This is a genomic window from Sulfitobacter sp. PR48 (genome assembly GCF_028807335.1).
Lineage (GTDB): Bacteria > Pseudomonadota > Alphaproteobacteria > Rhodobacterales > Rhodobacteraceae > Sulfitobacter.
Map to the genome: position 1 here is coordinate 388,344 of NZ_JARAMM010000001.1, position 26,117 is coordinate 414,460.

A 26,117-nucleotide genomic window follows, 5' to 3' on the forward strand; every position below is an offset into this window, starting at 1 on the left:
GGCTAAAGGTTAGGATTGAACCATGGATGTGCTTGCAAGCTTCACACCATTGCAGATCCTGACCCCCGTTATCCTGGCGCTGGCCGCCTTTGGCTATGTCCGCTGCCTGGCCACAGCGCTTTGGCAGACCTTGCTGGGCACAGCCGCGCTGGCGGCGCTTTTGTCGCTGTCCTATCCGTTCATTGCGGCAAATGCATGGGGCTGGGGCGGTGCCGCCGTGCTGGTGCTGGGTGCCGTTGCCCTGTCTCGGCTGGGCCGCCCGCCCGCACCTGCCGCCCCGCCCGGCGAAACTGTCGCCGCCAGTGACCGCAAGGACATCGTCATCGACGGCACCAATGTCCTCTACTGGGATGGCGAGGTGGCGGAACTGGCCAGCCTGCGGCTGGTCGTCAGCGCCCTGCTGAAACGCAAATATGCACCGGTTGTCTTTCTTGATGCCTCATCACGGCACCACCTGAAGGACAAGAGCCTGACGGAAAAGGATTTTGCCAAGGCACTGGGCCTGCCGCAAAACCGGGTGATGGTCTGCCCCGCCGGGACGGAAGCAGATGCTTTCCTGCTGAAATACGCCAGGGAAAACAACATGCCCGTGGTGTCCAACGACCAATTCAGGGACCGGGCGCAGATTGCAGGCAAACTGCGCCTTGTCCGGGGCATCTTTGCCAAGGGAAAGCCAATCTTCGAAGGCCTTTAGCCCTGACGGATCGCTTTGGCGTTTCACCCGCCGTTCAATCCAGATAATGTAGGGCAACGCCCAACATTCAGCCCCGAAAGATAGCCGCCCCGATGGACTGGCAGAACCTGATCCGTGAATTCATTACGCTGGTGGTGGTCATCGACCCCATCGGAAGCATTCCGATATTCCTCTATGCGACTGCCCATGTTCCCAAGCAGTTGCACCGCAGTTTCGCCTTGCGGGCGGTGCTTGTGGCCGGGGCCGTGTTGCTGGCCTTTCTCATTGGCGGCCAGTTCCTGCTGGAATCCCTGGGGCTGCGGCTGGGATCATTCCAGGTCGCGGGCGGGATGGTCCTGTTCCTCTTTGCCATGACCATGATCTTTGGCGACAGCAAACCCGAAAAGGAGGTCGCAAGCGCCGAACGCGATCACCTGGCAGGTGCGGTCTTTCCTCTGGCGATGCCCTCGATCGCTTCGCCCGGTGCCATGCTGGCAATCGTGATCCTGACCGACAATCACACCAACCCCGTGGTCGATCAGGCGATCACCGGCGGGTTGCTGGTGCTCGTGCTGCTGCTGACACTGGTGCTTTTGCTGCTTGCCTCACGGATTGGCCGCCTGATCGGCACCACCGGGTCAAGCGTGATCAGCCGGGTCATGGGCATTGTCCTGGCCACCGTGGCAGTCGATTCGACACTGGGCGGGCTGGAAGCGCTGGGTCTGCTTGATCTGGCACAGACAGAAAGCCCGCTGAATTAGGTTCAGGCCAGCTGCACGCCGCTGGCGGTCATTCCGGCCCGTGCGGCCTCCAGCGAACCGTTCAGATCAATCGCGCGGCACAGATCCTGCCGCACCGTCACAGCAAAGCCCAGTTTCGCCGCATCAACAGCCGAAAAGTTGACGCAGAAATCCAGCGCCAACCCCACCATGGTCAGCCTGTCGATGCCGCGCGTCCGCAGATAGCCTTCCAGCCCGGTGGGTGTGCTGTGGTCATTCTCGAAAAACGCGGAATAGCTGTCGATTGCCGGGTTATAGCCCTTGCGGATGATCAGGTCTGCACGGTCCTGGGCAAGGCCTTCGTGGAACTGCGCCCCCAGGCTGCCCTGAATGCAGTGGTCGGGCCAGAGGACCTGCGGACCATAGGGCATTTCCATCATGTCGTAGGGCGCGCGCCCCTCGTGCGCGCTGGCAAAGGAGGAATGCCCCGCCGGGTGCCAGTCCTGGGTCAGAACAACCGCATCGAATTCTGCCATCAGATCGGTAATGCCCGGCACGATCAGATCACCCTCGGGCACCGCAAGCGCGCCGCCCGGGCAAAAATCCTTCTGTACGTCGATTACGATCAGGGCATGCATCGCGGTCACTCCGTTTCTGATTGGATACCGGGTTTTACCCCAGCACCCCCTTGCACAACAGCCCCCCAAGGGCCTATTTCCGCCCCATGCACACAATCGCCGCCCTCTACCACTTTACCCGGTTCGAAGACCCCGCCGCGCTGAAACCCGCGCTGCTGGAGCTTTGTGTCGCGCAGGGTGTCAAGGGGACGCTGCTGCTGGCGCATGAGGGTGTGAATGGCACCATCGCGGGGCCGCGCGGGGGCATCGACGCGGTAATTGCCCATCTTCGCGCCCTGCCGGGTTGCGGCGATCTGGAGTGGAAGGAAGCGCATTCCGAAACACCGCCCTTCCCCCGCATGAAGGTACGGATCAAACGAGAGATCGTGACCATGGGTCAGCCTGACGTGGACCCGCAGGCGCGGGTCGGACATTATGTCGAGCCCCAGGACTGGAACGACCTGATCCGCGATCCGGAAGTGGCCGTGATCGACACAAGGAACGACTACGAGGTCGCCATCGGCACATTCGACGGGGCAATTGACCCCAAGACCGCCAGCTTTGGCGAGTTTCCCGCCTGGTGGGAAGCCAACAAGGATCGGTTCCACAACAAGAAGATCGCGATGTTCTGTACCGGCGGCATCCGGTGCGAGAAATCGACAAACTACCTGCTGGGGCAAGGCGTCGAAGAGGTCTTTCACCTCAAGGGCGGCATTCTGAAATACCTTGAAGACGTGCCCGCGCAGGAAAGTACCTGGCAGGGTGACTGCTTTGTCTTCGATGCACGGGTCAGCGTCGGTCACGGGCTGCGCAAAGGGCCGCACATGCTCTGCCACGGCTGCCGTCAACCGATCCTGCCGGAGGACCGCGACCGCCCCGAATACGAAGAAGGCGTGAGCTGCCATCATTGTTTCGACCGGACGACAGAGGACGACAAGGCGCGTTTCCGCGAGCGGCAGAAACAGCTGCGGCTCGCGGCACGGCGGCGTCTGCCCTGATCCGCCGATCCTTTGCAGCCCTGAATTTCCCGACAAATTGACCTGTTAAGCGTGCAGTAAACCTCATCCCTTATCCCTGATCCCGGGTGAAAAAGAGGTGGTGGAGATGAGTGCGCAGGCAAATGCGCAGCCAATCATCATCAAACGCAAGAAGGTCGTCGGCGGCGGCGGGCACCATGGTGGGGCCTGGAAAGTCGCCTATGCGGATTTTGTTACCGCGATGATGGCCTTCTTCATGTTGATGTGGCTGCTGAATGCAACAACGGAACAACAACGCAAGGGAATCGCGGATTACTTTTCGCCGACGATCCCGGTCAACCGCGTGTCCGGCGGCGGCAACGGGGCCTTTGGCGGCGAAAGCATCTTTTCCGAGATGACGCTGCCCAAGGAAGGCACCGGATCAACCGCAAAACATGCCGCCCGCGATGACAAGGCAAGCGGGGCCAGCGACAAGGCCGATAACGGCGAAGCCGCAGAGAGCGAAGAGCAGCGCTTTCGCGATCTCGACGCGCAATTGCAGGGCATGGGGGGCGAAAGCCTGGTGATGGAAAATGCCAGGCGGCACATCGTGACCCGGATCACCGACGAAGGACTGGTCATCGAGTTGTTTGATCTTGAGGATGTCCCGCTGTTTGACGAAAAGACGGCCGCCCCGACACAGATCCTGAATGACCTCTCGGCAATGATCGCCGGAACCGTCACGGCGGTCACGAACAAGATCGCGGTCGGCGCGCATGTCCGCGCCAACCCCATCGTCCTGGCAGAAAGCCCGGTCTGGGACCTGTCAGCGCGGCGCGCCACTGAAATGCGGAAACTGCTGGAGCACAGCGGCGTGCCCGCCGAACGCATCCGCCGGGTCACGGGACATGCCGACCGGGCACCTGTCGTGACCGACCCGATGGCACGGCGGAACAACCGGCTGGAGATCATCCTGTTGCGAAACGTGCCACGCAACTGAGGACAGGCGGAATAGGACAGATTTTATCTGTTAGCGCAGCGTTAAGGTGACCCTGCATAGAAGTGAGCCTGACTCTGACGGAATGATACAGCAGAAAGGCGTGTCTATGACAATTTCATCTTCGCTCAACGCAGGGGTGGCGGGGCTGCAGGCGAATGCGACCCGTCTTGCTTCCATCTCGGACAATATCGCGAACTCTTCGACCTATGGATACAAACGGGTCAGCACCGAATTCGAATCCCTGGTGATCTCGTCGCGCGGCGGGGCCTATTCCGCCGGCGGTGTCCGCGCGAACACCCAGCGGCTGATCGATCAGCGCGGCCCGCTGGTGTCAACCTCGAACGCCACGGATCTTGCTGTTCGCGGGCGGGGATTTCTGCCCGTGACCCAGGCGACAGAGGTTGAGGTGGGCAACGGCGCCAGCAACATGATGCTGACCACCACCGGATCCTTCAGAACCGATTCAGAAGGATACCTGCGGTCCAATTCGGGCCTCGTGCTGCTGGGCTGGCCGGCGCTGCCCGACGGCACGATCCCCAGCTTTCCGCGCGACACGGCGGACGGCCTGGAGCCTGTGCAGATCAACGTCAACCAGTTCTCGGGCGAACCGACGACAAGCATGACGCTGGGCGTCAACCTGCCCGCCACCGACACCGATGCAGGGGCATCCGGTGACGTGCACAACCTGTCGGTGGAATATTACGACAACCTCGGCACATCGGAAAACATCAATGTCACGTTCACGCCGACCGTGCCCGCCACAGGGTCGTCGAACGAATGGACCATAACCATGACGGATTCCGCGACCGATCCGGCAGGAACGGTGATCGGCGAGTACATCCTGACCTTCGCCGATGACAGGACCGCAGGCGGTACGCTTGCTTCGGTCACGACGGTAAGCGGCGGCCCTTATGACCCTGCAACCGGGCAGTTGATCGTCGATGTCGCTGGCGGCCCGATCGAAATCGACATTGGCCAGATCGGGGAAAGCGATGGCATAACGCAGCTGTCGGATGCCTTTGCGCCCGTATCCATTTCCAAGGACGGATCGCCCGTCGGGAACATGACCAGCGTCGAGGTTGACGCCAATGGCTATGTCCATGCCTATTTCGATACCGGCATAACACGGACCATCTACCAGGTGCCGTTGGTCGATCTGCCAAATCCCAATGGTATGGTCGCCCTGGACAGCCAGACCTACCAGCCGTCGGTCGACAGCGGCTCTTTCTTCCTGTGGGATGCCAGCGACGGGCCGACCGGCGACATTCTTGCCTTCGCGCTTGAGGAATCCTCCACCGATGTGGCGGGTGAACTGACCGCGATGATCCAGACGCAACGGGCCTATTCCTCCAATGCCAAGGTGATCCAGACCGTGGATGAAATGCTGCAGGAAACCACGAACATCAAACGCTGATGTCAGGCCGGCCTGATCCCTCAGAACATCAAGGAGCCGTTTCATGACCATTTCCGGGGCTTTGTCCAATGCCATGTCCGGCCTGCGCGCGGCCAGCAGCGGGGCAGAGGTTGTATCCAGCAACATCTCCAACGCGCTGACGCCCGGATATGCGCGCCGGATATTGTCATTGTCCGCACAATCGACAGGCGGCGTGGGCGGGGTCCAGATCAACGGGATCCTGCGCATCGTCGATGCCGGTCTCGCATCTGACCGGCGCAATGCCGAGGCCGAACAGGTCAATGCAAACAGCCGCGCGCAGTTCTACACCCGGTTTGAAAGTCTGATCGGGACGCCGGATGATCCGGCGTCCTTGTCAGCACGCCTTGCCGGATTTGAAAGCAGCCTGATTTCCGCAGCCAGCAGACCAGATGCGCCCGAACGCCTGACAACCAGTGTGGGTGCTGCGCGCGATCTTGCTGCCAGCATCCGGGAAGCCTCCGCAGGTGTGCAGGCTGCGCGGGGCCAGGCAGACCAGAATATCGCCGGAATGGTGGATGAGCTGAATCTCGCGTTGGAGCAACTCGCCACGCTCAATGCACAGATCACCTCATTGCAGGTGCAGGGTGGCAGCATCGCAACCCTGCAGGATCAGCGGCAACAGGTCGTGGACCGCATCGCGGCCCTGGTGCCGGTCCGCGAAGTGCCCCGCGACAATGGTCAGATTGCCCTCTATTCAACGGGAGGGGCCGTGCTGATCGACGGCACCGCCGCGGTCATCGGATTTGAACCCGTCAACCTCGTCACCCCTTACTTGTCCCTGGCCGACAGCACCCTGTCGGGGCTGACAATCAACGGGCAGTCGGTGCGCACGGACAGCGCGCGCGGCGCCCTGCGCGGCGGCGCGCTGGGCGGTCAGTTCGCGGTGCGCGACGAACACGGCGTGGCGGCGCAGGCACAGCTGGACACATTGGCCCGCGACCTGATCGAGCGTTTCGAGGACCCGGCAGTCGATCCGACGCTGACCGCAGGTGACGCCGGATTGTTCACCGATAACGGTGCCGCCCTCGATCCGCTGGACCAGCTTGGCCTTGCATCGCGATTGTCGCTCAACGCGGCAGTCGATCCGCAACAGGGTGGTGAGGCATGGCGCCTGCGCGATGGGATCAATGCAGCCACTCAGGGCAATGTCGGGGATGCAACGCTCTTGCAGAACCTCTCGCAGGTGCTGAACGATCCCCGCCCGGTGGCAGGCGGCGGGTTCGGTGGACAGGCCTTTGGCGCGATGTCGCTTGCCGCGACCCTCGCCTCCGACATCGGGGTGGAGCGGACCAGCGCGGAGCAGGTGCTCAGCTTTGCCACCTCCAGATTGACCGAACTGACGGAACGGCAGTTGGCAGATGGTGTCGATTCAGACGCGGAGATACAGCGCCTGATGCTGATCGAACAGGCATATGCTGCCAATGCCCGTGTCATCGAAACCGTCGATGAAATGATGCAAACCCTTCTGAGGATGTGAACCAGATGATGAATTCTTCCAATGGGGACATGGCCTCCAACTACGCGCAGAGGCTGCGGAATGTCGGCATTAAGCAGGACATCAACCGGCTGACAGCAGAGCTTGCCAGCGGACAGGTGTCGGATGTCCGCCAGGTCCTTGACGGGAATTACAGCTATCTGACCGATATCGAACGCAAGATGACGGCCCTGTCGGGCTACGGCGTCGCGACAGCAGAGGCCGCGCATTTTGCAAGTGCCATGCAGACCAGTCTGGACCAGATCGGCGAGATCACGCAGGACCTCTCTGCCAGCCTGTTTACCTCAGGCACCAATGCCACTGGAGCCTCTGCCGCGACGATCGCGTCAGAGGCAAAAAATGCCCTTGGCGGCATCATCGGGCGGCTCAATGCACAGATCGCGGGGCGGCACATGTTTTCCGGCACCGCCACGGATCGTCCGCCGATTGTCGATGTCGATACGCTTTTGGCAGCGCTTGGCAGTGTCATGGCAGGCGCAACGACACCGGATGACATGCTGGCCGCCGCGGAAGCCTGGTTCGACGATCCGGCTGGCTTCGCCGCCATAGCCTACACCGGTTCGCCCGATGGTCTGTCTCCGTTCGATCTGTCACGGACAGAGAAGATTTCACTGGACGTCCGCGCCACCGCGCCGGAATTGCGCGCCGCATTGCGCCTCGCTGCGGTTGCCGCGCTCGCCGATGATCCGGCATTCGCGTTGACGGTACCCGCGCAGACGGAACTGTTCGGAAAAGCAGGCCAGGCAATGTTGCTGGCCCAGGATGGCCTGATTTCCCTGCAGGCCCGCGTCGGATTTGTCGAAGGGCGTATCGATGCGATCACGGCCCGCAATGCCGCCGAGCTGACGAGCCTCGAATATACGAAAGCGGGATTGCTGGCGGTGGATCCTTTCGATGCGGCAACCCGGCTTGAAGAGGCGCAGTTTCAACTGCAAAGCCTCTATTCGGTCACGGTGCGAATGTCGCAGCTCAGTATCGTGAATTTCCTGTGATGCGGCTGCTGATTACAATGCTTGCCGGTTTGCTGTGCGTTTCCATCGCGCAGGCCGGACCGGTCCGGATCAAGGATCTGGTGGATTTCGACGGTGTCAGGGGAAATGACCTGGTCGGCTATGGGCTGGTGGTCGGGCTGGATGGCAGCGGCGACGGATTGCGCAACGCCCCTTTTACCGAAGACATCATGACGAATATCCTCGAAAGACTGGGGGTGAATGTCACAGGAGAACAATTCCGGCCAAAAAATGTGGCAGCGGTTCTTGTGACAGCAACCCTGCCGCCCTTTGCGCGGGCTGGCGGTCAGGTCGATGTCACGGTGTCAGCGATCGGCGACGCCAAGAGCCTGATGGGCGGCACGCTGATCATGACACCGATGAACGCGGCAGACGGCCAGATTTATGCAGTGGCGCAAGGCACGATCATTGCAGGCGGAGCAACCGCCGAGGGCGACGCCGGACGGGTGACGCAGGGCGTGCCCACCTCGGGCGTCATCCCGTCGGGTGGCCGGGTTGAGCGGGAGATCACATTTCAGCTGAATGCGCTTTCCGACCTACGGCTGGCGCTGCGGGAAGCTGATTTTACGACTGCGGGACGGATCGAACAGGCCATCAACCGTGATTTCGGGCGCCGCGTCGCGCTCATGCTAGACAGCGGGACGGTTCAACTGGACGTGCCGGCAACCCGGATGCGGTCCGTGGCGCACGCCCTTGGCAGGATCGAGAACATCGAAGTCGAACCGGAACGCAAGGCGCGGGTCGTGGTCGATCAGCGATCCGGCACGATTGTCATGGGAGAAGATGTGCGCATCAGCCGCGTTGCAGTCAGCCAGGGCAACCTGACCCTGCGCATCCAGGAGACACCCATCGTGGTGCAACCCAATCCCTTTTCACAAGGCGAAACAATTGTTGTCCCTCGGACCAACGCTGCCATTCAGGAAGAACCGGGGGTTGGATTGGCAGAGGTGCAAGAGGGCGCATCCCTGTCCGAAGTGATCGCCGGGCTCAACGCCCTTGGCGTATCCCCGCGCGACATGATCGACATCCTGAAAAGCATCAAGGCCGCCGGGGCGCTCCATGCGGAATTTGTCGTTCGTTAGAGCAACCTGATCTTCCCAAAGAATACCCCTGTCAATCCGGGCCATATTCCTGCTCGCCAAGCCAGAAGGCCCGCCATCGTAAAGCCAAGCCCCAGATGCAAGAGGGCAGATTGTTGTGCCAGCAAGACCGCACCATCGGGGCGCAGCAATGCCGCCGCCGCGCCAAAACCCAGAATGCCGACCAGACGAATCAGGAAAACATCGCGACGGTACCCTGCGATTTCCAACAGAAGGTCAGCCGCACCAAAAATTGCTGGCGCAACCTGAACCAGGACAAGCCAGAACAGGAGTTGGTGGAATTCATGCGCCGACCACCCCATCACCCCCGCCAGGTAAGGGGATACGCTGATTGCGCCCATTGCTGCACCCCCACCGATCAGCAGCATGCCAAGGTTCAACCGTGCCGCCAATTTCGTGAAGCCCGCACCCCCGCCCCTGACCAATGCCAGTCTGATTTCCCGCCTTGATCTGCGGCAGAGTTGTTTAAGAAGCCATTCGATCACCATGGCGACACCCCTTGCGGCCAGATAGGTGCCGGCCGCGGAAGGTGGCAACAGGATGGGCATAATCAGGATGTCGGGCACCCGAACACCTGCGGCGACGAGGGTCAATATCGTTTCTGCCAGGGGCCGGGCAGGAAGATTATGTGACAGCGAAATCATTGCCCGCAGCCCCCGGCATTGCAGTGCTGTTGTGACCAATACGATCAGAATACACAGCCAGACCGTTAGCTGCGCATCGGACTTTGCCAGATCAGCTGACCAAAAAACAATGAATGCCAGAATGCCCCATCGAAGCTCGGCCAGCTTGGATGTCTTGCCCGTAGCGGACCGCCGGCTGGCGCAAACCAGATTCAATGCGCCGAGACAGAGTGCGAGACCCAGGATACCAATCAGAAGTGCCGGATCTGCGGCCAACAGCGGAAGCAGACCGGCGATCAGCGCCCCGAGAAAGAACACGCAAGCCGATACCCAGCGAACCAGCATCTGTTCGAGCGCGTCCTGCCAATTGAACGGTGCGATTTCGTCGGCCTGCGAAAACCCCGCGACCATGATAACGGCCAGCGCTTCCGCCAGGCAAAGCCCGCCCAATGTTTGACCCAGCATATCTGTTTCCATCTGTCGGGCGAGCACGAGATAGAGCGACACCCAACCAGCTGCTTGCAGGCTGAAACGGATCATCCCGCACCCGGACCGATTGATCGGCCAACTGAAAAACCTGACACGACGATGACCCTCGCACCTGAAACACCCACCCGGCATTTTGGGCGGTGCCAGTTTCAGCGACGTTAATCCGGCCAGCAGGACCTTGGCAGAATTTGGGTCAAGCTTTCACAGAATGTTCAAAAATAGCTGCGCACCAGGCTGCCCGCGATCAGGCTCCAGCCATCTGCAACAACAAAGAAGGCGAGTTTGAACGGCAGCGAAACGATCGCCGGGGGCACCATCATCATCCCCATGGACATCAGGATCGCTGCGACAACCAGATCAATGATCAGGAATGGGAGGAAGACAAGAAAGCCGATCTGGAAGGCACGGGAAATTTCGGACAGCAGAAAGCTCGGCACCAGAACCGACAATGGCGCATCCGGTGTCGGTGTCGCGGCGCTTGTGTCGGGCCGCAATTCCGCCATGGCATAGAATGTATCGGGGTCCATGCGGGCCGCCATAAAGCTTCGAAATGGTTCCAGCGTCAGTCCGAACGCCGTCTCCGCGTCGATCTCTTCGTTGACGAGGGGCCGGATGCCGTTTTCCCAGGCAGCGGTAAAGACAGGCTCCATCACGAAATAGGTCAGGAACAGCGCAAGGCTGACAATCAGCATATTTGGCGGTGATTGCTGCAGCCCGATGGCCTGTCGCAAGATGGACAGGACGGTCACCAGGAATGGAAAGCAGGTCACCATGATGGCCAGTCCCGGAGCGAGACTGAGGACCGTGATCAGCGCAAAAAGCTGGATGGTCCGGGCTGACAGGGAACCATCATCGCCCAGAGAGATCGACAATTCCTGCGCAGAGGCCGCAGCCGGAAGCATTGTGAGCATGGCCAGGGCCAGCAGGCAGGGCAGCAGCCTGCAAGTCACAGACCGCCCTTCAGATCCACAATTTCGGTCAGACGCACGACAAGCTGCCCGTCTGCGCCGCCTTCCTTTTCCTCTAGCAGCGCGCGCGCGATCAGACGGTCGCCGACGTAAAGCTCGACGGGGTCGTCAACCTTGCTGTCCAGTGTGAGCACCGCGTTTTCGCCCAGCATGACCAGATCGCGGATCAGGGGCCGGGCCTTGCCAACGCAGACGGTCACCTCGATCGGCACGGCGGTGAAGGGGTTTGCAGGATCGGCTGCCGGGTTCGGGGTTGCATCATTCATTTTGCAGATCTCTTTCGGTTTGCTCAAAAAATGCCTCGACGGCCTCTGCGATGCTCCGCTGGACCGACTCCAGATCGATTTCCCTTTCGGAACCGCCATTCCGGATGAACGCCCGCCCACCGCTCAGATCCGGATCGGTGGAGAATTGGAACGGCAGTTGCGGCGCTCTTCTTGCGATATCTTCCACAACAGGAAGGGCATCCGGCGTTACAACGATTTCGCAAATACCGTCACCTTGCGATTTCAAAAGACCAGATACTTCCGCAAGGATATGCGCGCCCATTGATTGCCGGGCGGTCTCCGGCAACAGCTTGGTAACAATCGAGGTCAACAAGGGCTGCATGGCGAGGGTAACTTTGGAAAAGACCTCTTGATAGGTAAAGGACATGTCCTGAAACGTCTGGGACAGTTCAGATAGTGTCGCCTGTCGGCTGTCCTCATGCGCCCTGGTCGCATCCTCCCAACCCGCCTGATATCCTTTCTCGAAAGCGGCAAGATTGGCTTCTTCTTGCTGCTCGTCATGCGCCCCGTGGTCCGTCAGGTCGCGGCCGTTCCGCGACGCGCCAAAATCACTGTAGAGATGGTTGATCGACATCAAGCGCGCTCCTCCTTCTCTTCAAGCCAGCTGCGCAGAATCTCGACGGTTTCCTCCTGCCTTTCCCCGATCATATGTCGCAGGCGCTGGACCGGGTCGTCCGACGTTTCGGCACTCATCATCGGCAGGTCCGGCAATGGTGCCAGATCGCCGCCAAAGCCGTTTCCAACCTCAAGGTCGGGCAGTTCGAAATCATCCCCTGTCACCTCTCCGGAGAGGGCCGTCGCACCATCGGAGGCGTCCTGCCGGTTGGCAGCGGGCAATGCCGGAACCGGCGCGTCGGCTTCGATCCGTGACCGGGACAGCACCGGGCGCACCACGAACAATCCCAGGATCAGGGTGACAACGGCCAGTATCGCCATCTGGATCGCCGACATCAAATCAATATCCAGTTTGCTCAGGAATGAGCTTTCTGCCGTTGTGCCATTGATCGGGACGGACTGGAGCGCCATGGACTTGATGGTAATGATATCTCCCCGCGCCTCGTTATAGCCGACGGCAGAGGAAACCAGCTCGCGCAGCGCCTCAATTTCGCTGTCATCGCGGGGCGAGGTGACCTGTTCACCCGCTTCATTTGTGACCGTCGCATGATTGACCAGAACCGCCACGGTTACCCGCTTGATCGCACCCGGAGACCGCACAACTTCGCGCTCGGTCTCGGAAACTTCGTAATTGATCCGCTCGCGGGTTTCGGTGTTTTGCGAGCTGGAATTTTCCCCGCCACCACCTTCCTGATCCGGCAGGTTGCTGGCGACGGTGACATCGCCGCCGCCCGCATCAGAGGAACTGTTGTTGCGTTCTTCCGTGTCGGTGCTGATCGCGACCCGGCGCTCCGGATCGAAGATCCGTTCGCGGATCGCCTCACTTTCCGTCACCGTGTCCACGCTGACCTCGACAACCGCGTTTCCGAATCCGACGCGCGCCTCTAGCAGGCGCTGGACACGGTCCCGCAGGACCTGCGCCTTGTCATCGCCACCAATGGCGGGAACCACTTCGTCCGCCTGACCCAGCAGGGCGCCATTGGCATCAATCACCGCCACATCGTCCGGCGAAAGTCCGGCAACCGCCGAGGACACGAGATAGCGCACCGCCTTGGCCTGTGCGGCAGTGATTGGCCCGCCATTCGGGGTCAGCGACACCGACGCTTTCGGTGTGACGCCCCGCTGAAACGGGTTGGAGCCTGTCGACGCAATATGGACCCGCGCCATTGCGATCTGGGGGTTGGCTACGATGGTGCGGGCCAGCTCCCCTTCCTTCGCGCGCCAGTAGGCGGCATCGAACATCTGGCTGGTGGTCCCGAAACCGGTAAGACTGTCGAGCAGTTCATAGCCGCGGTTGCCATTGGCAGGCAGACCTTCGCTCGCCAGGGTCAGACGCAACTGATCCCGTTCGTCCGAATCGACAAAAATGGACCCGCCGCGCACGTCGAATGCGATGCCGCGCTGCTCCAGCGCCCGGACGACATCCCCCGCCGCACCACTTTCCAGCCCGGCATAAAGAAGCGTCATGCTGGGTTGCGATGCCATGCGCGACATGGCCAATACAGCAAAGAACATCGCCACCGTGGCGAGGATCACGATGATCTGACGGCGCAGGTTCAGCCCCGTCCAGACATTCAGTACTTGCTGCACATTCGCCTCCGTCCCGTCACGCATTCTGCCCGACACTGGAAACAGCAATGAACGATTGGGCTTAACAATCGGTTAGTGCAAACGGGGCTATAGACGTGACTGACCCAGAAAATGGAAACGTCATGTCCGAGACCGAGGAAGAAACCGAAACACCTCCGAAAAAGGCATCAAAGATGCCTTTGATACTGGGTCTGGTGATGGCCCTGACCGGTGCGGGGGGCGGATTTTACGCAACCTGGTCAGGCATGATTCTCGGCGATGACGCACATCACGATGCAGCCGAGGCAACGCCAAAGGCATCATCGGCAGATGTCGCTTATGTTGCGATCGACCCTCTTGTCATTTCCCTGCGGCCACCCAGCCAGAATCAGCACCTGAAATTCCGCGCCCAACTTGAAACCACGCCCGATTCGCAGGCTGAGGTGGAAAAGCTGCTGCCGCGCGTCATGGATGTGCTCAACTCCTATCTGCGGGCACTCGAAGTGGCCGATATCGAAGATCCGTCAGCCTTGACCCGATTGCGCGCGCAGATGCTGCGGCGGGTGCAGGTGGTGACGGGGGCAGGCCATGTCAACGACCTGCTGATCATGGAATTCGTACTGAATTGAGGAGGATGAAATGGATATAATTGCCGACATTCTTTTGGCATCCGGCGCTTTGGCGGCGGGATTTTACTGTTTCATTCTGGGGCGCCGGTTGAACCGCTTCAACGATCTTGAAAAAGGTGTCGGCGGTGCGGTGGCTGTCCTGTCTGCCCAGGTGGATGACCTGACCAGGACGCTGACAGCAGCGCAGGCGGCGGCAAACCAATCTGCTGCAACCCTCACGGAGCTGACGGGCCGGGCGGAAAAAAGCGCGCAGAAACTGGAGCTTCAGATGGCCTCCCTACATGATATCCCGGACGCGCCGAAGCCCCGGGCGGAAACGCATGAGGCATCCCCGAAACAGGCCGAAATGCCGCCGAAACCAACTGAACCCATGTTCACGCGGCATCGTCTTGGGGGGTCGGCATGAAATTGAAACGCAAGGCAAAACCGGACTTGAAGCGGAACGGACGCGGCACCGTGATGATCATCGCCGCGCTCCTGAGCGCCTCGGCTATCCTCAGGCTGGGATCCGGGGCGGGATCGGCCGTTGCCGAAGCAGTCTCGGCCCCGGCCCGTGCGGTGGAAGAGGAGGTGCTGGCGGACCCGCCTGTGGACGAACCGGGCCAGATAGACCGCGTGGAAATGGGCCGCTTGCTGAGCGCCCTGCGGGACCGGGAAGCGCGCATTGCCCAACGGGAAGAAAAAATCGCCATGCGCAGCAAGGCGCTTTCTGTCGCGGATTCGGAAATCGAAAAGCGGATGGCAGCCCTGGCACAGATGGAAGAAAACCTGCGCCAGACCCTGGCACTTGCGGATGGGGCCGCCGAAAAAGATCTCTCGCGGCTGACAGCGGTTTACGAAAACATGAAGCCCAAGGATGCCGCGACCCTGTTTGAAGCCATGGAGCCCGATTTTGCCGCAGGTTTCCTGGGGCGGATGCGCCCAGATGCGGCGGCATCGGTTCTGGCCGGGCTGTCGCCGGAAGCCGCCTATTCAATCAGCGTCATTCTGGCGGGGCGAAATGCAACTGCGCCCAAATCCTGAGCTGGATGAGGGATTCTTAACCCCTCTTTGGGATGCTGCGGAAAATCGGCTTAACGAGAAATCTGTTCCGGGGGACGCGTCATGATAGGTATCATCGGCATTATCACGATCTTTGTCATGGTCTTTGGCGGATATCTTGCCGCGGGAGGCAAGATGGGGATCATCTTGAAATCGCTGCCTTTCGAGATGACGATGATCGGCGGGGCCGCCGTGGGTGCCTTTTTGATCAGCAATGACGGCGCCGCCGTCAAACATACGATCAAGGACATCGGAAAGGTCTTCAAGGGACCGAAGTGGAAACACAGCGATTATCGTGACTTGCTGTGCCTCCTGTTTGAACTGATCAGACTTGCCCGACAAAACCCGGTCGCCATCGAGGAACATATCGAAGCGCCGGCAGAGTCGTCGATTTTCTCGAAATATCCCCGCATTTTGACGGACAAGGAGGCGATTGCCCTGATCTGTGACACGATGCGCTCTGCCTCGATGAATTACGATGATCCGCACCAGGTCGAGGAGGTTCTGGAAAAGCGGATGGATGCGAATGCGCATCACGCGTTGCATTCGAGTCATGCCCTGCAGACAATTGCCGACGGCCTGCCGGCCCTTGGTATCGTCGCGGCGGTCCTGGGTGTGATCAAGACGATGGCCTCGATCGACCAGCCGCCTGAAATTCTGGGCAAACTGATCGGCGGGGCGCTGGTCGGCACCTTTCTGGGTGTTTTCCTGGCCTATGGTCTGGTTGGGCCATTTGCAGCGAAGGTCAAGGACGTCGTCGAAGACGAGCAGCATTTCTATCAACTGATCCGCGAGGTGCTGGTTGCAAACCTGCACAATCACGCCACCAACATCTGTATCGAGGTCGGACGGCAGAATACGCCGTCGCATTGCCGGCCCAGTTTCTCTGACCTTGAAGAAGCATTGAAAGCCGTGAAACAGGAGGCCGCGTAGCGATGACCTTCCTGCGGGGGTTTTGCCTTGCCCTTTGTCTTCTGCTGTTTCCCCAGGTCGGAACTACGGCGCCTTCCGTGCTGCAATCGGGGGAACACGGGAGGTTCACCCGCCTGGTTGCCAGCTTCCCCGAAGGGGTGACCTGGCGGGCGGAAAAGACCGGGGGCAAGGTCATCCTCGCCCTGGAAGGGCATGATGAGGGGTTTGACACCACGGACGTTTACAACAGGATCACCAGAGACCGCATCGCCAGTCTCTCGCAGGATGGAAATACGCTGACCCTGGCGCTTGGCTGCGATTGCAATGTCGCTGCTTTTGCGGTTGGCGCCCAATACGTCGCCATCGATATTCTGGACAAGGATGTCGAGACCGCCCTGCCCTTGCTGCGCGAAACGGATGACACGCAGGCAAACGCAGTTAAGGTCGCGACATCGAATGCGTCGCAGCCCCGGAAGATTCCAGATGCTCCCGGGGCCCTGCCGGATTTGGCACCCGTGACACAGCGGCCCCATGCCCCTCTTGCGCGTGAAGCCCCGTCAGACCAGGAGCTTGAACTGCTGAGCGAGGTCCAGACACAGCTGGCGCAAGAGATCGGCAGCGCCGCAACTCGCGGCATTCTCCAGGGCGCGGGACCGTTCCACCCTCGGAAAGCCCTGCCGCTGCAAAAGGAAACATCCAGCCTGGATGATCACCTGGAAAATCAAACCATCCTGCCTGAGGATCTGCCCGATGCGGTCCGGAACATGCGGATCAGCAACAGCATGGACGGTCCGGACAGCGCAAACACAATCAGGAACCGCCTGTCCGCCACGGGCGCATTATGTCCGCAGGAGGATGAAGTGGGCATCGGCACCTGGGGCGGAGATACAGATTTCAACACAGAAATCGGCACCGCCCGCGCCCGGCTGTTCGGAGAATTCGACAGGCTGGATACTGCGGTCGCCTTGCGCCTTGCCCGGACTTACATTTATCACGGCTTCGGGGCAGAGGCCCGCCAGATCCTCATGCTGGATCCGGCTCTGGCGCGGGAAAACCGCATCCTGATCGGAATATCGGAGATCCTCGAAGAGGGTCGCACGTCTGACTCCGCATATTTCCGTTCCATGCTTGCCTGTGAGACGGATATCGCACTCTGGTCGTTTTTGGCGAAAGAACGGCTCGATTTTGCCGGTTCGCTTGATCCCGCGCCGGCATTGCTGGCGCTGAACCGGTTGCCCGTGCATCTGCGCAGGTTCCTCGCCCCGGAACTGAGCAAGAGGCTGCTTGAATACGGGGATTCGGAAGCCGCATCCCTGGCGCTGCGCAATGTGGAAAGGTTACCCGAACCCCTGTCGACGGCAGGGCGCTTTGCCCAGGCCGAAGTCAATCTTGACGCCGGGCAGACCGACCAGGCGAAAACCCAGTTGGAAGATGTGATCGACGACAATTCCGCACAATCGCCCCGGGCCCTGATTGCGCTGGTCAACGCGCAATTGCGGGACAATCAACCAATCAGCCATGACACCGCCGGACTGATAGAAGCCTATGCACAGGAACTTCGGGAAACTGATTTGGGGCCGGAGCTGCAGCGCGCCCATGTGCTTGCGCTTGCCAAATCCGGCCAGTTCGACCGGGCCTTTGCCGCAACCCGCGCATTGGGGGGCGATCAGGAGGACACCGCATCCGGCAGCCTGCGCGCCCTGCTGCTGAAAGAGACGGCCGAAACGGCTGATGATCTCGTGTTTCTGGACCATATGTTCAGGCAAACCGAAGAACATATTGCAATGGTGCCCCTCACAACAAAGCTGAAGATCGCGGAACGATACCTTGCACTGGGGTTTGGGCATGCTGCCCAGAGCGTCGTCGAGATGATCCCCGAAGACCCACGGAACAGAACCCGGCAAATCCTTGCCGCGCGGATCTCATTGAGCCTTGAACGTCCTGCCATGGCACGCGCTGCTCTGCTGGGTATTAAAGGCGCGCAAGAGGATCTTTTGCGGGCGCAGGCTCAGCGCATGTCCGGCGCTTTGGAAGAAGCGCACCGCCTGTTCATGCTTGCCGAACGTCCACAAGAGGCGGTGAAAACAGCCTGGCTTGCAAATGACTGGCAATCCCTCACACCGGAGGAGACGCCAATATTCGGTCCGGTGGCCATGGTGGCCGCCGAACCGGCCGAGCCGGATCCGGAGTATGAAGGGATGCTGGCGCGCAGCTCCGATGCGCTGCAGGAAAGTGTCAATGCACGCCGGGTGCTTTCGGAAATGCTGCAAGCCCCCGAATTGCAGATCGACCTGCAGGAACAGGCTGAATAGCCTGCCGCTGTCCGGCGACGGTTACGGAAAATAAACCAGACCGATCTAGCGTGTTTCCAGTCTCAGTAGGGACCAAGAGGAGACGCAGAATGTTGCATGCCACCCTGCCCGACGATTGCCGCGCGGCTTCCTGCCGCAGAGGTGTGACCGGCTCATGAAGTCTCTGACCTGGAAAAACGCATTCAGCCCGACCATCCTGCTTGCCATCGCTCTGATGGCGGTGATCGTGATGATGATCCTTCCGATGCCCTCCTGGGTACTGGATACCGGGCTTGCCGCTTCCTTTGCCCTGGCGATCCTTATTTTCACCGTGACCCTCTTCATCGAAAGGCCGCTGGATTTTTCGGCTTTTCCAACCATCCTGCTTGCCTCGCTGATGTTGCGCCTTTCGCTCAATGTTTCTTCGACCAAGCTGATCATCGGGCAAGGCCATACCGGCACCGATGCAGCCGGTAACGTGATCGAAAGCTTTGCCCAGTTTGTGATGGGCGGCTCCGTCTTTCTGGGTCTGGTTGTCTTCAGCGTGCTGCTGATCGTCAATTTCATGGTGATCAACAAGGGCGCCACGCGGATGGCCGAGGTTGGCGCGCGTTTCGCGCTGGACGGGATGCCGGGCAAACAGATGGCCATCGACAGCGACATGTCGGCCGGGGCCATCACCCATGAAGAAGCCCGCGACCGCCGCGAAAGGGAACAGCAGGAAACAACTTTTTTCGGGTCGCTCGACGGCGCCTCCAAATTTGTGAAGGGCGATGCCATCGCAGGGCTCCTCATTACCCTGCTTAACCTGGTCGCCGGATTGGTCATGGGGATTGTCGTCCACGGCATGCCGATGGGGGCCGCCTTTGAAACATATGCGATCCTCACCGTCGGTGACGGGCTGGTCAGCCAGATACCGGCTGTGGTGATCTCCATCGCCTCCGCTCTCCTGCTGGCGCGGGGCGGAACCCAGGGCGCCACGGACCTTGCCGTTTTCAGCCAGCTTGGCAAACATCCCTCCGCGCTGGCCACGGTGGCGGTGCTCATGTTCGCTTTCGGCCTGTTTCCCGGCCTGCCTTTCGTACCCTTCATGTTGGGGGGTGTCGCGCTCGCGGCTGCCGCCTATTTCATGTACCGGAAACACCGGCAGGAACGCGACGCGCAGCCGGCTGTCACAGCGGATGATGCTGCACCGCGTGAAAGATCGCTTGGCGACATTCTGGAGCTGGACGACATTCATGTGGAATTTGCACCGGACCTTGTGAACATGGTGCTGGACCCGGGCACGGGACTTGATGCGCGTATTGCCAAGATGCGCACCCATGTGGCCTCCGTGTTCGGGTTGATCCTGCCAGAAATCAGGCTCACCGATCACCCGGGGCTGCCCATGGGCACTTATATCATGCGCATCCAGGGCGTCGAACAGGCGCGCGCCGAATTGAATCCCGATCAGATCCTTGCCCTTGCACCGGAAGATCGCAGCATTCTACCGCCCGGCACCGACACCGTTGAACCGGTCTATGGCGCGCCGGCCCGCTGGATCAACGCCAAGGATCAGGAAGAGGCCGCAATTGCGGGCGTGACACTGGTGACCCCGACCGAAATTCTGGCCACGCATCTGCTGGAAGTGATCAAGCTGAACTTCAGCAGGCTGCTGACCCTGAAATCACTGCGGCGCACCTTGTCAGAGATGGTTAACATCTCCGATCCGGCAAGGTCGGAAGCCAACCGAAAACTCTTGGATGAGCTTATCCCCGACAGGGTCCCGGTGGATGTCCTGCATTCTGTTTTGCGCCTCTTGCTGGATGAGCAGGTTTCGATCCGGAATCTGCCGCTTATCCTTGAGGCGACAGCCGAAGCACGCGGGCAAAATGCCCAACCCGAAGCCATCGTCGAACATGTCCGCCAACGCCTGGGATTCCAGCTGGTTGCGGAAATGCGGCGCCCCGACGGTACGCTGCCCCTGATTCAGCTCGCGCCGGAATGGGAAGACACCTTTGCAACCTATCAAGTCGATGGGGAGCGAGGGCTGGATATCGCCCTGCCCCCCGATCTGTTCAATCAACTGGCAGAGCGGGCCGCGCAGAAACTGAGCGACGCCAGCGCAAACGGAATCCACGCAGCATTGGTGACCAACACGCGCCGCCGCCGGTTTCTGCGCACCGTCATGCGCGCCAGGGGCATTTCCAACCCCGTCCTGTCTTTCGAGGAGATCGGTCTGGATGCCCGGCCTTCGCTTGTCGGCGTCATTGCTGCCTGATGGCTGAACTCGCAACACTTCTGGAATCTGCGCAAGTCTGGCTTTGGCATGGGTTTGCTGTTTTCCTTCGGGTTGGCGCCTTTGTCGCAATGATGCCTGCGTTTGGTGAACGCTCGGTCCCGATGCGTGTGAAACTGGTGGTCATTCTGGCCTTTGTCCTTGTCGTGGCACCTGCCGTCCCGCTGCCGGTCTCTGCGGCTACCTTTGACAGGCTGGCAGTCTTGATCGTCACTGAAACGCTGGCGGGTCTGCTGCTGGGCATGGGTATCAGGATGCTTGTCCTGGCGTTGCAGACCGCAGGTTCCATCGCCGCGCAATCGACCTCTCTTTCACAGATCCTGGGCGGCGCGGCAGCAGATCCGCTGCCGGCCATCGGGTATATCCTGATAATCGCCGGGCTGGCGCTGGCCGTGCTGACCGGCTTGCATGTCAAGGCCGCGCAGCTTCTTATCCTGTCCTATGACATGCTGCCGATGGCGCGCTTTCCTGCCGGATCCGTGGTATCGGAATGGGGGCTGGGCCAGGTCAGCCAGGCATTTTCACTTGCCTTCACACTGGCCGCGCCTTTTGTCATTCTTTCGGTGATCTACAATATTGCCCTCGGCGCCATCAACAAAGCGATGCCCCAGCTGATGGTGGCCTTTGTCGGCGCACCGGTCATCACCGCGGGGGGGTTGTTTCTGCTGGCCATCGCCTCCCCCTTGATGCTGGAAATGTGGATCGCCGCGCTGGATGGGTTCCTGTCCGCCCCCTTCGGGCTCCGGCCATGAGCGGGCAGGAAGAAGATACCGACAAATCCTTCGAGGCGACGGCACAGAAATTGCTGGATGCCCGCAAGAAAGGTGAAATCGCCAAATCCACCGACCTGATGACAGCGGCGGGTTACGCCGGGTTGTTGGTGGCCCTGATGCTGGCCGGACCTGGTGCGATCCGGGGTATCGGCACCGCGCTGATGGTCATGCTCGACCAATCTGCCGACCTAGCCCAACTTGTCTTTGGCGGGGCACCTGCGCCTTTCATGGGTGGATTGTTCTGGTCCGTGGTCCTGGGGTTGAGCCCGGTTTTTATCTTGCCTGCGACGGCGGTCATTCTGGCCATCCTGGCCCAGCGCGCATTGACCTTTGCCCCCAGCAAACTTGCCCCGAAACTTAGCCGGATTTCCTTGATTTCGAACGCAAAAAACAAATTTGGACGAAACGGGCTCTTCGAGTTTGCCAAGAGCTTCACCAAGCTCTGCGTCTATTCGATCTGCGTTGCCCTTTTTATCCGGATCCGGCTGGCCGAGATGCTGGGCGCCGTTCAAACCACGCCGCAGCTGGTATTGTCGCTTCTGGCCGAGCTTTGCGTCGCCTTCCTGTTCATCGTGGTTCTGATTTCCGGAACCATCGGGGGCATTGATGCCATCTGGCAGCATTTTGAGCACCTGCGAAAGAACCGCATGTCCCACAAGGAGATCATGGACGAGACCAAAAATGCCGAAGGTGATCCGCATCTGAAGCAAGAGCGTCGCCAACGCGCCCTCTCCATCGCGCAAAGCCAGATGATGGCCGATGTCCCGGGGGCGGACGTGGTTGTCGTGAACCCGACCCACTACGCGGTCGCCCTGAAGTGGAGCAGATTGCCCGGGGAGGCGCCGGTATGTGTGGCCAAGGGAGTCGATGAGATTGCGCGCACCATCCGCGAGAAAGCGGCCGAACATGCGGTGCCGATTCACAGTGATCCACCAACCGCGCGCAGCCTTTATGCGACAACGAAGATCGGTGATCAGATCGAACCGGACCTGTACCGCGCCGTTGCCGCCGCCATCCGCTTTGCAGAGGCGATGCGCAGCCGGGCAAAGGGGCGCGTATGAAGGATTTGAACATGTTGGTGCAGATCACCCGCGCCGGTTACGACCGCGAAAAATACAAACTGCAAAAGATCCTCGCCGAAGAAGCCACATTGCGCGCGGAGTTGTTGCGCCTGGACGAGTTGAACAGCCGGGCCCGGCTGGAGATTGACGAAAGTCATAGGGCGATTGGCGCAGATGTACTCTGGCAGGCCTGGATTGGCCGGGCAAAAACCGCTCTGAACATGAAGCTTGCCCGCCTTCGTGCCGTGAAGGAGCATCACCAGAACCTTGTCAGAAAGGCCTATGGAAAAGTGCTGGTTGCGGATGAATTGCGGGCGAAGGCTCAGCAGGAAAGAAGGCAGCGGCAGGTAAAACATGCGCTGCATCAGGCGATTGACGGTTCGCTCTTCTGACGCTCAATAATCCTGCCGCGCAATTTCCAGTATCAGGACATCCTTGGCGATATCCTTGCCCACCGCCTTTTGCGCCACCTCGCGCAGGGCGCTGCGCAGGACAGCCAGATTGTTCCCATCCGTGAAGGCGCCGTTGAAGCCGCCGATGTTTGCATGGTCGAACAGCACCTGCAGGAACGAATCCCGAAGTTTCGGTTCGCGGCGGAAAACGGCGTCCTTCTTGCCCTCCGGCACCTCGACGCTCAGCGACATGACAACCAGCGCAACCACCTGCTTGTTCTCGACCACGGGCACAATAAACTGGTTGTTGAGTTTGACATATTCCATTTCAGCCGGGGGGGTGTCGGGATCATGCGCTTCATTCTCCACCGCTTTGGCTTCGGGGCCTTCCTGTTCTGTCACAACAGGCTGTTCCGGGGCGGGGCGCAGAAAAATACCAGCGCCGACACCGGCACCTGAGCCGATCAGCAGCAAGACAACAGGCAAGATCTTTTTCAACATATCAACCCCCTAGAATGGCAACACGGCATCAAGAACCTGCTGGCCAACCCTGGGTTGCTGGACATCCGTAATTTGCCCACGGCCGCCATAGGAAACACGGGCGGAAGCGATCTTGTCATAGGTGATTTCGTTCTGCCGAGAGATATCGGCAGGCCGGACATATCCGGTCACCAGCAGTTCGCGCAGCTCGAAATTCACCCTCAGTTCCTGTGACCCCGAAATCGACAAGACCCCATTCGGGAGAACATCCACCACCGTCGCCGCGACCCTGAGTGTCAGCTTTTCCTTGCGCTTGACCGATCCGTCGCCGGAAGAAGAGGAGTTCGAATTGATGCCGACCAGCTCCGATGAGGAGGCCCCTTCCGGCAACTTCTGATCCAGCCGCTGCGGCAGGCCAAAAAACCCGGGGATACCCAATGTTTCAGCCCCGGACCTGGACCGATCCGTCGCATTGGAAATTTCGGCCTTTTCGTCGATCTCGATCACGACAGTGAGGATGTCACCGCGCTGGACCGCACGCCTGTCCCCCAACAGCGACGCGCGGGTTCCGGACCACAGCGAAGCGGCGTCAACCGGACGATCCTCGACAATTCGCAGGGGCAGGCCCGGAGAAATCATCGCCGCATGCTCCTCCGACTGCATCGGTTCGGAAAATGACGGGGCCTTGCCGATATGATCGCCCCGACCGCAGGCCGCAACTGTGACAAGCGCAAGCAGGCTCAGAATGGATGATTTCATCGGTTGTTCCTCATGGCGTTACCTGAATAGTGCCGTCTGGCCGGACCTGCCCGAAAAGCGTGGCACGGGAAGACAGGTTCATGATGCGCACCCGGTCCCCTGCCGCACCCCGTTCCAACGCGCGTCCTTCGGTGCTGATCCGAAGCCCCCTGCCGCTGAATTCGAGCTGAACCACCTGATTGCGCGAGACGATCGCGGGTGGGCCGATATCGTCGACGCGGATCGTCCGACCGGGGTAGAGCACCACGCGGGCCTCCTGACCCACCACATCGGCAAGCCGGGCGTATCCGTTGGGCTGCTGATCGGCCAAAAGCGTGACATCGCTCTGGGTAATGACCGAATGGGCGCGGATCGTTCGGGTCGGGACAACCGTGTCAGCCATGGCCGGGAGTGTGGTCAGCAAAAGAAGTGCAGGCAGGCGTTTCATCAGCGAACCTGCGTGGTTGCGCCCATCATCTGATCGGCCGCCGAGATCACCTTGGCGTTCATTTCGTACCCGCGCTGGGCCTCGATCAATTCGGTGACTTCGCGCACCGCATCGACGGAACTGTCCTCAAGATAGCCCTGTCGAAGGCTGCCCAATCCGTCCTGACCGGGGGTCGAGACGATGGCCGGACCCGATGCTTCGGTCGCAGAAAACAGATTGCCGCCCAGCGCCTCGAGCCCCTTGGGATTAGTAAACCCCGACAAGCTGAATTGTCCCAGAAGCTGCCCCTCGGCGTTGTCCGCAAAATAGGCGTAAACCTCGCCCTCGCCGTTGATCGACAGGTGCCGGGCGTCAGCCGGTATCACGATTTCCGGCGCGACCGGATATCCGTCGGAGGTAACGATCACGCCCTCACCTGTCCGTTTCAACCCACCGTCGCGGGTATAGGCGGCCTGCCCCGAGGGCAATGTAACCTCCAGGAATCCTCTGCCGTCAATCGCAACATCCAGATCGCCGCCCGTTGCGGAAAGGGATCCCTGTGCGAGGTGGATGGAAACAGCCGCAGGGCGCACGCCAAGGCCCAGTTGTACACCGGTTGGCAGGACCGTCCCGTCAGAGGCACTCACGGCCCCGGCGCGGGCCATCTGCTGATAATGCAGATCGGCAAATTCGGCGCGGCGGGCGTTGTACCCCGTGGTCGACATGTTCGCGAGGTTGTTCGAAATCGTCTCGACCCGCATCTGCTGGGCCGACATGCCTGTCGCTGCGATTTTCAGGGCGCGCATTGGCCGTCTCCATCTTGTGTATCATGTCATCAGGGATTTGAGCGCAGAGCGCACGCGCTCATCCTCGGCGTCGAGAAAGCTCTGGCCCAGTTCGTAGGCCCGTTGCACTTCAATCATCTGGGCCAGTTGCGTGATCGGGCTGACGTTGGAATTCTCCACAAACCCCTGCAGCACCCGGGCCATCGCGCCGGGTTCAAAACCCGCATCGGCGCGAAACATCACACCATCCTCACGCACCATTCCTTGCGGATCAATGGGTCCGACGATACCAAGCTGCCCCAGCGGCGCGCCACCGGCGCTGAGGGTCCCGTCAGCAGAAACCGCCACATCAACGCCGGGTGGTACGAATATCGGCGCACCCCCTGCATCAAGCACCCGCAAACCGTCGCCCGTAACCAGATCACCGTTGGCAGAAGGCGAAAACGCCCCACCGCGCGTCAGCCGTTCGCCTTGCGGTGTTTCGACCAGAAAATATCCATCACCTTCAATCGCGAAATCAAAGGGGTTGCCCGTTTGTGTCAACGCACCCTGCGCAAAGGATGTGCTTGAAATATTGCCCTGGCCCATGGAATAGGACGCGCCATTTTCCACCGGCCTGACGTATTCGGAAAAAATCAGCCCCTCTGACCGAAAGCCGGTGGTCGCCGCATTGGCAATGTTGTTCGCGATGATCTGCATTTCCCGCGCAAGGCCGGATTGACGGGTCAGCGTGGTGTATGAAGCATTCTCCATT

General features: G+C 60.3%; 28 protein-coding genes. 17 read left to right on the forward strand and 11 right to left on the reverse strand.

The window, feature by feature from the left end:
* Positions 1 to 22 precede the first annotated feature (22 nt).
* Both PVW51_RS01855 and PVW51_RS01860 read left to right on the forward strand, forming a co-directional pair.
* Positions 23 to 694, forward strand: a complete 672-nt coding sequence (locus PVW51_RS01855; protein ID WP_274573367.1) for an NYN domain-containing protein — start codon at positions 23 to 25, stop codon at positions 692 to 694.
* A 92-nt stretch (positions 695 to 786) separates the two neighbouring features.
* Positions 787 to 1,434 carry a MarC family protein gene (locus PVW51_RS01860; protein WP_114274234.1) on the forward strand — a complete coding sequence of 216 codons (648 nt, stop codon included), beginning with the start codon at positions 787 to 789 and terminating at the stop codon, positions 1,432 to 1,434.
* Between the two features lie 2 nt (positions 1,435 to 1,436).
* Here PVW51_RS01860 and pncA read toward each other — a convergent pair whose 3' ends face one another.
* Entirely contained in the window at positions 1,437 to 2,030 is a 594-nt protein-coding gene (gene pncA / locus PVW51_RS01865; RefSeq protein ID WP_269366844.1) for a bifunctional nicotinamidase/pyrazinamidase, read from the reverse strand.
* An 86-nt stretch (positions 2,031 to 2,116) separates the two neighbouring features.
* Here pncA and trhO point away from each other — a divergent pair, with 86 nt between their 5' ends.
* From trhO to PVW51_RS01895, 6 genes are all read left to right on the forward strand, one after another.
* The gene (trhO, locus tag PVW51_RS01870) at positions 2,117 to 3,007 is read left to right on the forward strand and encodes an oxygen-dependent tRNA uridine(34) hydroxylase TrhO (RefSeq protein WP_274573368.1); all 891 of its coding nucleotides are present in this window, start codon (positions 2,117 to 2,119) and stop codon (positions 3,005 to 3,007) included.
* Positions 3,008 to 3,113: 106 nt separating this feature from the next.
* Complete coding sequence (locus PVW51_RS01875) at positions 3,114 to 3,965, forward strand: flagellar motor protein MotB (RefSeq protein WP_274573369.1); 852 nt, start codon at positions 3,114 to 3,116, stop codon at positions 3,963 to 3,965.
* Positions 3,966 to 4,071: 106 nt separating this feature from the next.
* Positions 4,072 to 5,379 (forward strand): flagellar hook protein FlgE, encoded by a 1,308-nt coding sequence (locus PVW51_RS01880; protein ID WP_274573370.1) that lies wholly within the window; start codon positions 4,072 to 4,074, stop codon positions 5,377 to 5,379.
* A 43-nt stretch (positions 5,380 to 5,422) separates the two neighbouring features.
* Positions 5,423 to 6,877: a flagellar hook-associated protein FlgK gene (flgK, locus tag PVW51_RS01885; protein ID WP_274573371.1), complete on the forward strand. Its 1,455-nt coding sequence runs from the start codon at positions 5,423 to 5,425 to the stop codon at positions 6,875 to 6,877.
* Between the two features lie 5 nt (positions 6,878 to 6,882).
* Positions 6,883 to 7,887: a flagellin gene (locus PVW51_RS01890; protein WP_274573372.1), complete on the forward strand. Its 1,005-nt coding sequence runs from the start codon at positions 6,883 to 6,885 to the stop codon at positions 7,885 to 7,887.
* Positions 7,887 to 8,987 (forward strand): flagellar basal body P-ring protein FlgI, encoded by a 1,101-nt coding sequence (locus PVW51_RS01895; RefSeq protein WP_443287315.1) that lies wholly within the window; start codon positions 7,887 to 7,889, stop codon positions 8,985 to 8,987. The genes PVW51_RS01890 and PVW51_RS01895 overlap by 1 nt, the downstream gene beginning before the upstream one ends.
* Here PVW51_RS01895 and PVW51_RS01900 read toward each other — a convergent pair.
* From PVW51_RS01900 to fliF, 5 genes are all read right to left on the reverse strand, one after another.
* Positions 8,984 to 10,168, reverse strand: coding sequence for a hypothetical protein (locus PVW51_RS01900; RefSeq protein WP_274573374.1), 1,185 nt, complete (start codon positions 10,166 to 10,168; stop codon positions 8,984 to 8,986). The genes PVW51_RS01895 and PVW51_RS01900 overlap by 4 nt on opposite strands.
* Positions 10,169 to 10,329: 161 nt before the next feature.
* Positions 10,330 to 11,028 (reverse strand): flagellar type III secretion system pore protein FliP, encoded by a 699-nt coding sequence (fliP, locus tag PVW51_RS01905; RefSeq protein WP_274573520.1) that lies wholly within the window; start codon positions 11,026 to 11,028, stop codon positions 10,330 to 10,332.
* Between the two features lie 35 nt (positions 11,029 to 11,063).
* Positions 11,064 to 11,351: a FliM/FliN family flagellar motor C-terminal domain-containing protein gene (locus PVW51_RS01910; RefSeq protein ID WP_274573375.1), complete on the reverse strand. Its 288-nt coding sequence runs from the start codon at positions 11,349 to 11,351 to the stop codon at positions 11,064 to 11,066.
* Positions 11,344 to 11,946 carry a hypothetical protein gene (locus PVW51_RS01915; RefSeq protein WP_274573376.1) on the reverse strand — a complete coding sequence of 201 codons (603 nt, stop codon included), beginning with the start codon at positions 11,944 to 11,946 and terminating at the stop codon, positions 11,344 to 11,346. The genes PVW51_RS01910 and PVW51_RS01915 overlap by 8 nt, the downstream gene beginning before the upstream one ends.
* A complete protein-coding gene (gene fliF, locus PVW51_RS01920; protein WP_443287318.1) occupies positions 11,946 to 13,601 on the reverse strand; it encodes a flagellar basal-body MS-ring/collar protein FliF in 1,656 nt (551 codons plus the stop codon). Before fliF ends, PVW51_RS01915 begins: the two co-directional genes overlap by 1 nt.
* Before the next feature lie 98 nt (positions 13,602 to 13,699).
* On the opposite strand from fliF, the gene PVW51_RS01925 reads away from it, so the two are divergent.
* From PVW51_RS01925 to PVW51_RS01965, 9 genes are all read left to right on the forward strand, one after another.
* Positions 13,700 to 14,185, forward strand: coding sequence for a flagellar basal body-associated FliL family protein (locus PVW51_RS01925; RefSeq protein WP_274573378.1), 486 nt, complete (start codon positions 13,700 to 13,702; stop codon positions 14,183 to 14,185).
* Between the two features lie 10 nt (positions 14,186 to 14,195).
* Entirely contained in the window at positions 14,196 to 14,591 is a 396-nt protein-coding gene (locus tag PVW51_RS01930) for a hypothetical protein (RefSeq protein ID WP_274573379.1), read from the forward strand.
* The gene (locus PVW51_RS01935; protein WP_274573380.1) at positions 14,588 to 15,208 is read left to right on the forward strand and encodes a MotE family protein; all 621 of its coding nucleotides are present in this window, start codon (positions 14,588 to 14,590) and stop codon (positions 15,206 to 15,208) included. Before PVW51_RS01930 ends, PVW51_RS01935 begins: the two co-directional genes overlap by 4 nt.
* Positions 15,209 to 15,289: 81 nt before the next feature.
* A complete protein-coding gene (gene motA / locus PVW51_RS01940) occupies positions 15,290 to 16,159 on the forward strand; it encodes a flagellar motor stator protein MotA (protein ID WP_274573381.1) in 870 nt (289 codons plus the stop codon).
* A gap of 2 nt (positions 16,160 to 16,161) precedes the next feature.
* Entirely contained in the window at positions 16,162 to 18,450 is a 2,289-nt protein-coding gene (locus tag PVW51_RS01945; RefSeq protein ID WP_274573382.1) for a tetratricopeptide repeat protein, read from the forward strand.
* A 154-nt stretch (positions 18,451 to 18,604) separates the two neighbouring features.
* Positions 18,605 to 20,689 (forward strand): flagellar biosynthesis protein FlhA, encoded by a 2,085-nt coding sequence (gene flhA, locus PVW51_RS01950; protein WP_274573383.1) that lies wholly within the window; start codon positions 18,605 to 18,607, stop codon positions 20,687 to 20,689.
* Complete coding sequence (locus PVW51_RS01955; RefSeq protein WP_274573384.1) at positions 20,689 to 21,459, forward strand: flagellar biosynthetic protein FliR; 771 nt, start codon at positions 20,689 to 20,691, stop codon at positions 21,457 to 21,459. The genes flhA and PVW51_RS01955 overlap by 1 nt, the downstream gene beginning before the upstream one ends.
* Positions 21,456 to 22,541: a flagellar type III secretion system protein FlhB gene (flhB, locus tag PVW51_RS01960; protein ID WP_274573385.1), complete on the forward strand. Its 1,086-nt coding sequence runs from the start codon at positions 21,456 to 21,458 to the stop codon at positions 22,539 to 22,541. Before PVW51_RS01955 ends, flhB begins: the two co-directional genes overlap by 4 nt.
* An 11-nt stretch (positions 22,542 to 22,552) precedes the next feature.
* Positions 22,553 to 22,933, forward strand: coding sequence for a hypothetical protein (locus tag PVW51_RS01965; protein ID WP_274573386.1), 381 nt, complete (start codon positions 22,553 to 22,555; stop codon positions 22,931 to 22,933).
* Positions 22,934 to 22,936: 3 nt separating this feature from the next.
* Here PVW51_RS01965 and PVW51_RS01970 read toward each other — a convergent pair whose 3' ends face one another.
* Genes PVW51_RS01970 through PVW51_RS01990 form a run of 5 tightly spaced genes read right to left on the reverse strand, consistent with a single transcriptional unit; the run spans position 22,937 to position 26,116 of the window.
* Positions 22,937 to 23,434, reverse strand: a complete 498-nt coding sequence (locus PVW51_RS01970; RefSeq protein WP_274573387.1) for a flagellar basal body-associated protein FliL — start codon at positions 23,432 to 23,434, stop codon at positions 22,937 to 22,939.
* 9 nt (positions 23,435 to 23,443) lie between these two features.
* Positions 23,444 to 24,172, reverse strand: coding sequence for a flagellar basal body L-ring protein FlgH (flgH, locus tag PVW51_RS01975; RefSeq protein ID WP_274573388.1), 729 nt, complete (start codon positions 24,170 to 24,172; stop codon positions 23,444 to 23,446).
* 10 nt (positions 24,173 to 24,182) lie between these two features.
* Positions 24,183 to 24,599 carry a flagellar basal body P-ring formation chaperone FlgA gene (flgA, locus tag PVW51_RS01980; protein WP_274573389.1) on the reverse strand — a complete coding sequence of 139 codons (417 nt, stop codon included), beginning with the start codon at positions 24,597 to 24,599 and terminating at the stop codon, positions 24,183 to 24,185.
* A complete protein-coding gene (flgG, locus tag PVW51_RS01985) occupies positions 24,599 to 25,384 on the reverse strand; it encodes a flagellar basal-body rod protein FlgG (protein ID WP_114274211.1) in 786 nt (261 codons plus the stop codon). Before flgG ends, flgA begins: the two co-directional genes overlap by 1 nt.
* Positions 25,385 to 25,405: 21 nt before the next feature.
* On the reverse strand, positions 25,406 to 26,116 hold the full coding sequence (locus PVW51_RS01990; protein WP_274573390.1) for a flagellar hook-basal body complex protein: 711 nt from the start codon (positions 26,114 to 26,116) through the stop codon (positions 25,406 to 25,408).
* Between the last annotated feature and the right edge of the window lies 1 nt (position 26,117).

Coding starts and splice junctions, on each gene's coding strand:
- PVW51_RS01855 (WP_274573367.1), top strand. CDS start 23: ATGGATGTGCTTGCAAGCTTCACACCATTGCAGATCCTGACCCCCGTT.
- PVW51_RS01860 (WP_114274234.1), top strand. CDS start 787: ATGGACTGGCAGAACCTGATCCGTGAATTCATTACGCTGGTGGTGGTC.
- pncA (WP_269366844.1), bottom strand. CDS start 2,030: ATGCATGCCCTGATCGTAATCGACGTACAGAAGGATTTTTGCCCGGGC.
- trhO (WP_274573368.1), top strand. CDS start 2,117: ATGCACACAATCGCCGCCCTCTACCACTTTACCCGGTTCGAAGACCCC.
- PVW51_RS01875 (WP_274573369.1), top strand. CDS start 3,114: ATGAGTGCGCAGGCAAATGCGCAGCCAATCATCATCAAACGCAAGAAG.
- PVW51_RS01880 (WP_274573370.1), top strand. CDS start 4,072: ATGACAATTTCATCTTCGCTCAACGCAGGGGTGGCGGGGCTGCAGGCG.
- flgK (WP_274573371.1), top strand. CDS start 5,423: ATGACCATTTCCGGGGCTTTGTCCAATGCCATGTCCGGCCTGCGCGCG.
- PVW51_RS01890 (WP_274573372.1), top strand. CDS start 6,883: ATGATGAATTCTTCCAATGGGGACATGGCCTCCAACTACGCGCAGAGG.
- PVW51_RS01895 (WP_443287315.1), top strand. CDS start 7,887: ATGCGGCTGCTGATTACAATGCTTGCCGGTTTGCTGTGCGTTTCCATC.
- PVW51_RS01900 (WP_274573374.1), bottom strand. CDS start 10,168: ATGATCCGTTTCAGCCTGCAAGCAGCTGGTTGGGTGTCGCTCTATCTC.
- fliP (WP_274573520.1), bottom strand. CDS start 11,028: ATGCTCACAATGCTTCCGGCTGCGGCCTCTGCGCAGGAATTGTCGATC.
- PVW51_RS01910 (WP_274573375.1), bottom strand. CDS start 11,351: ATGAATGATGCAACCCCGAACCCGGCAGCCGATCCTGCAAACCCCTTC.
- PVW51_RS01915 (WP_274573376.1), bottom strand. CDS start 11,946: ATGTCGATCAACCATCTCTACAGTGATTTTGGCGCGTCGCGGAACGGC.
- fliF (WP_443287318.1), bottom strand. CDS start 13,601: ATGCGTGACGGGACGGAGGCGAATGTGCAGCAAGTACTGAATGTCTGG.
- PVW51_RS01925 (WP_274573378.1), top strand. CDS start 13,700: ATGTCCGAGACCGAGGAAGAAACCGAAACACCTCCGAAAAAGGCATCA.
- PVW51_RS01930 (WP_274573379.1), top strand. CDS start 14,196: ATGGATATAATTGCCGACATTCTTTTGGCATCCGGCGCTTTGGCGGCG.
- PVW51_RS01935 (WP_274573380.1), top strand. CDS start 14,588: ATGAAATTGAAACGCAAGGCAAAACCGGACTTGAAGCGGAACGGACGC.
- motA (WP_274573381.1), top strand. CDS start 15,290: ATGATAGGTATCATCGGCATTATCACGATCTTTGTCATGGTCTTTGGC.
- PVW51_RS01945 (WP_274573382.1), top strand. CDS start 16,162: ATGACCTTCCTGCGGGGGTTTTGCCTTGCCCTTTGTCTTCTGCTGTTT.
- flhA (WP_274573383.1), top strand. CDS start 18,605: ATGAAGTCTCTGACCTGGAAAAACGCATTCAGCCCGACCATCCTGCTT.
- PVW51_RS01955 (WP_274573384.1), top strand. CDS start 20,689: ATGGCTGAACTCGCAACACTTCTGGAATCTGCGCAAGTCTGGCTTTGG.
- flhB (WP_274573385.1), top strand. CDS start 21,456: ATGAGCGGGCAGGAAGAAGATACCGACAAATCCTTCGAGGCGACGGCA.
- PVW51_RS01965 (WP_274573386.1), top strand. CDS start 22,553: ATGTTGGTGCAGATCACCCGCGCCGGTTACGACCGCGAAAAATACAAA.
- PVW51_RS01970 (WP_274573387.1), bottom strand. CDS start 23,434: ATGTTGAAAAAGATCTTGCCTGTTGTCTTGCTGCTGATCGGCTCAGGT.
- flgH (WP_274573388.1), bottom strand. CDS start 24,172: ATGAAATCATCCATTCTGAGCCTGCTTGCGCTTGTCACAGTTGCGGCC.
- flgA (WP_274573389.1), bottom strand. CDS start 24,599: ATGAAACGCCTGCCTGCACTTCTTTTGCTGACCACACTCCCGGCCATG.
- flgG (WP_114274211.1), bottom strand. CDS start 25,384: ATGCGCGCCCTGAAAATCGCAGCGACAGGCATGTCGGCCCAGCAGATG.
- PVW51_RS01990 (WP_274573390.1), bottom strand. CDS start 26,116: ATGGAGAATGCTTCATACACCACGCTGACCCGTCAATCCGGCCTTGCG.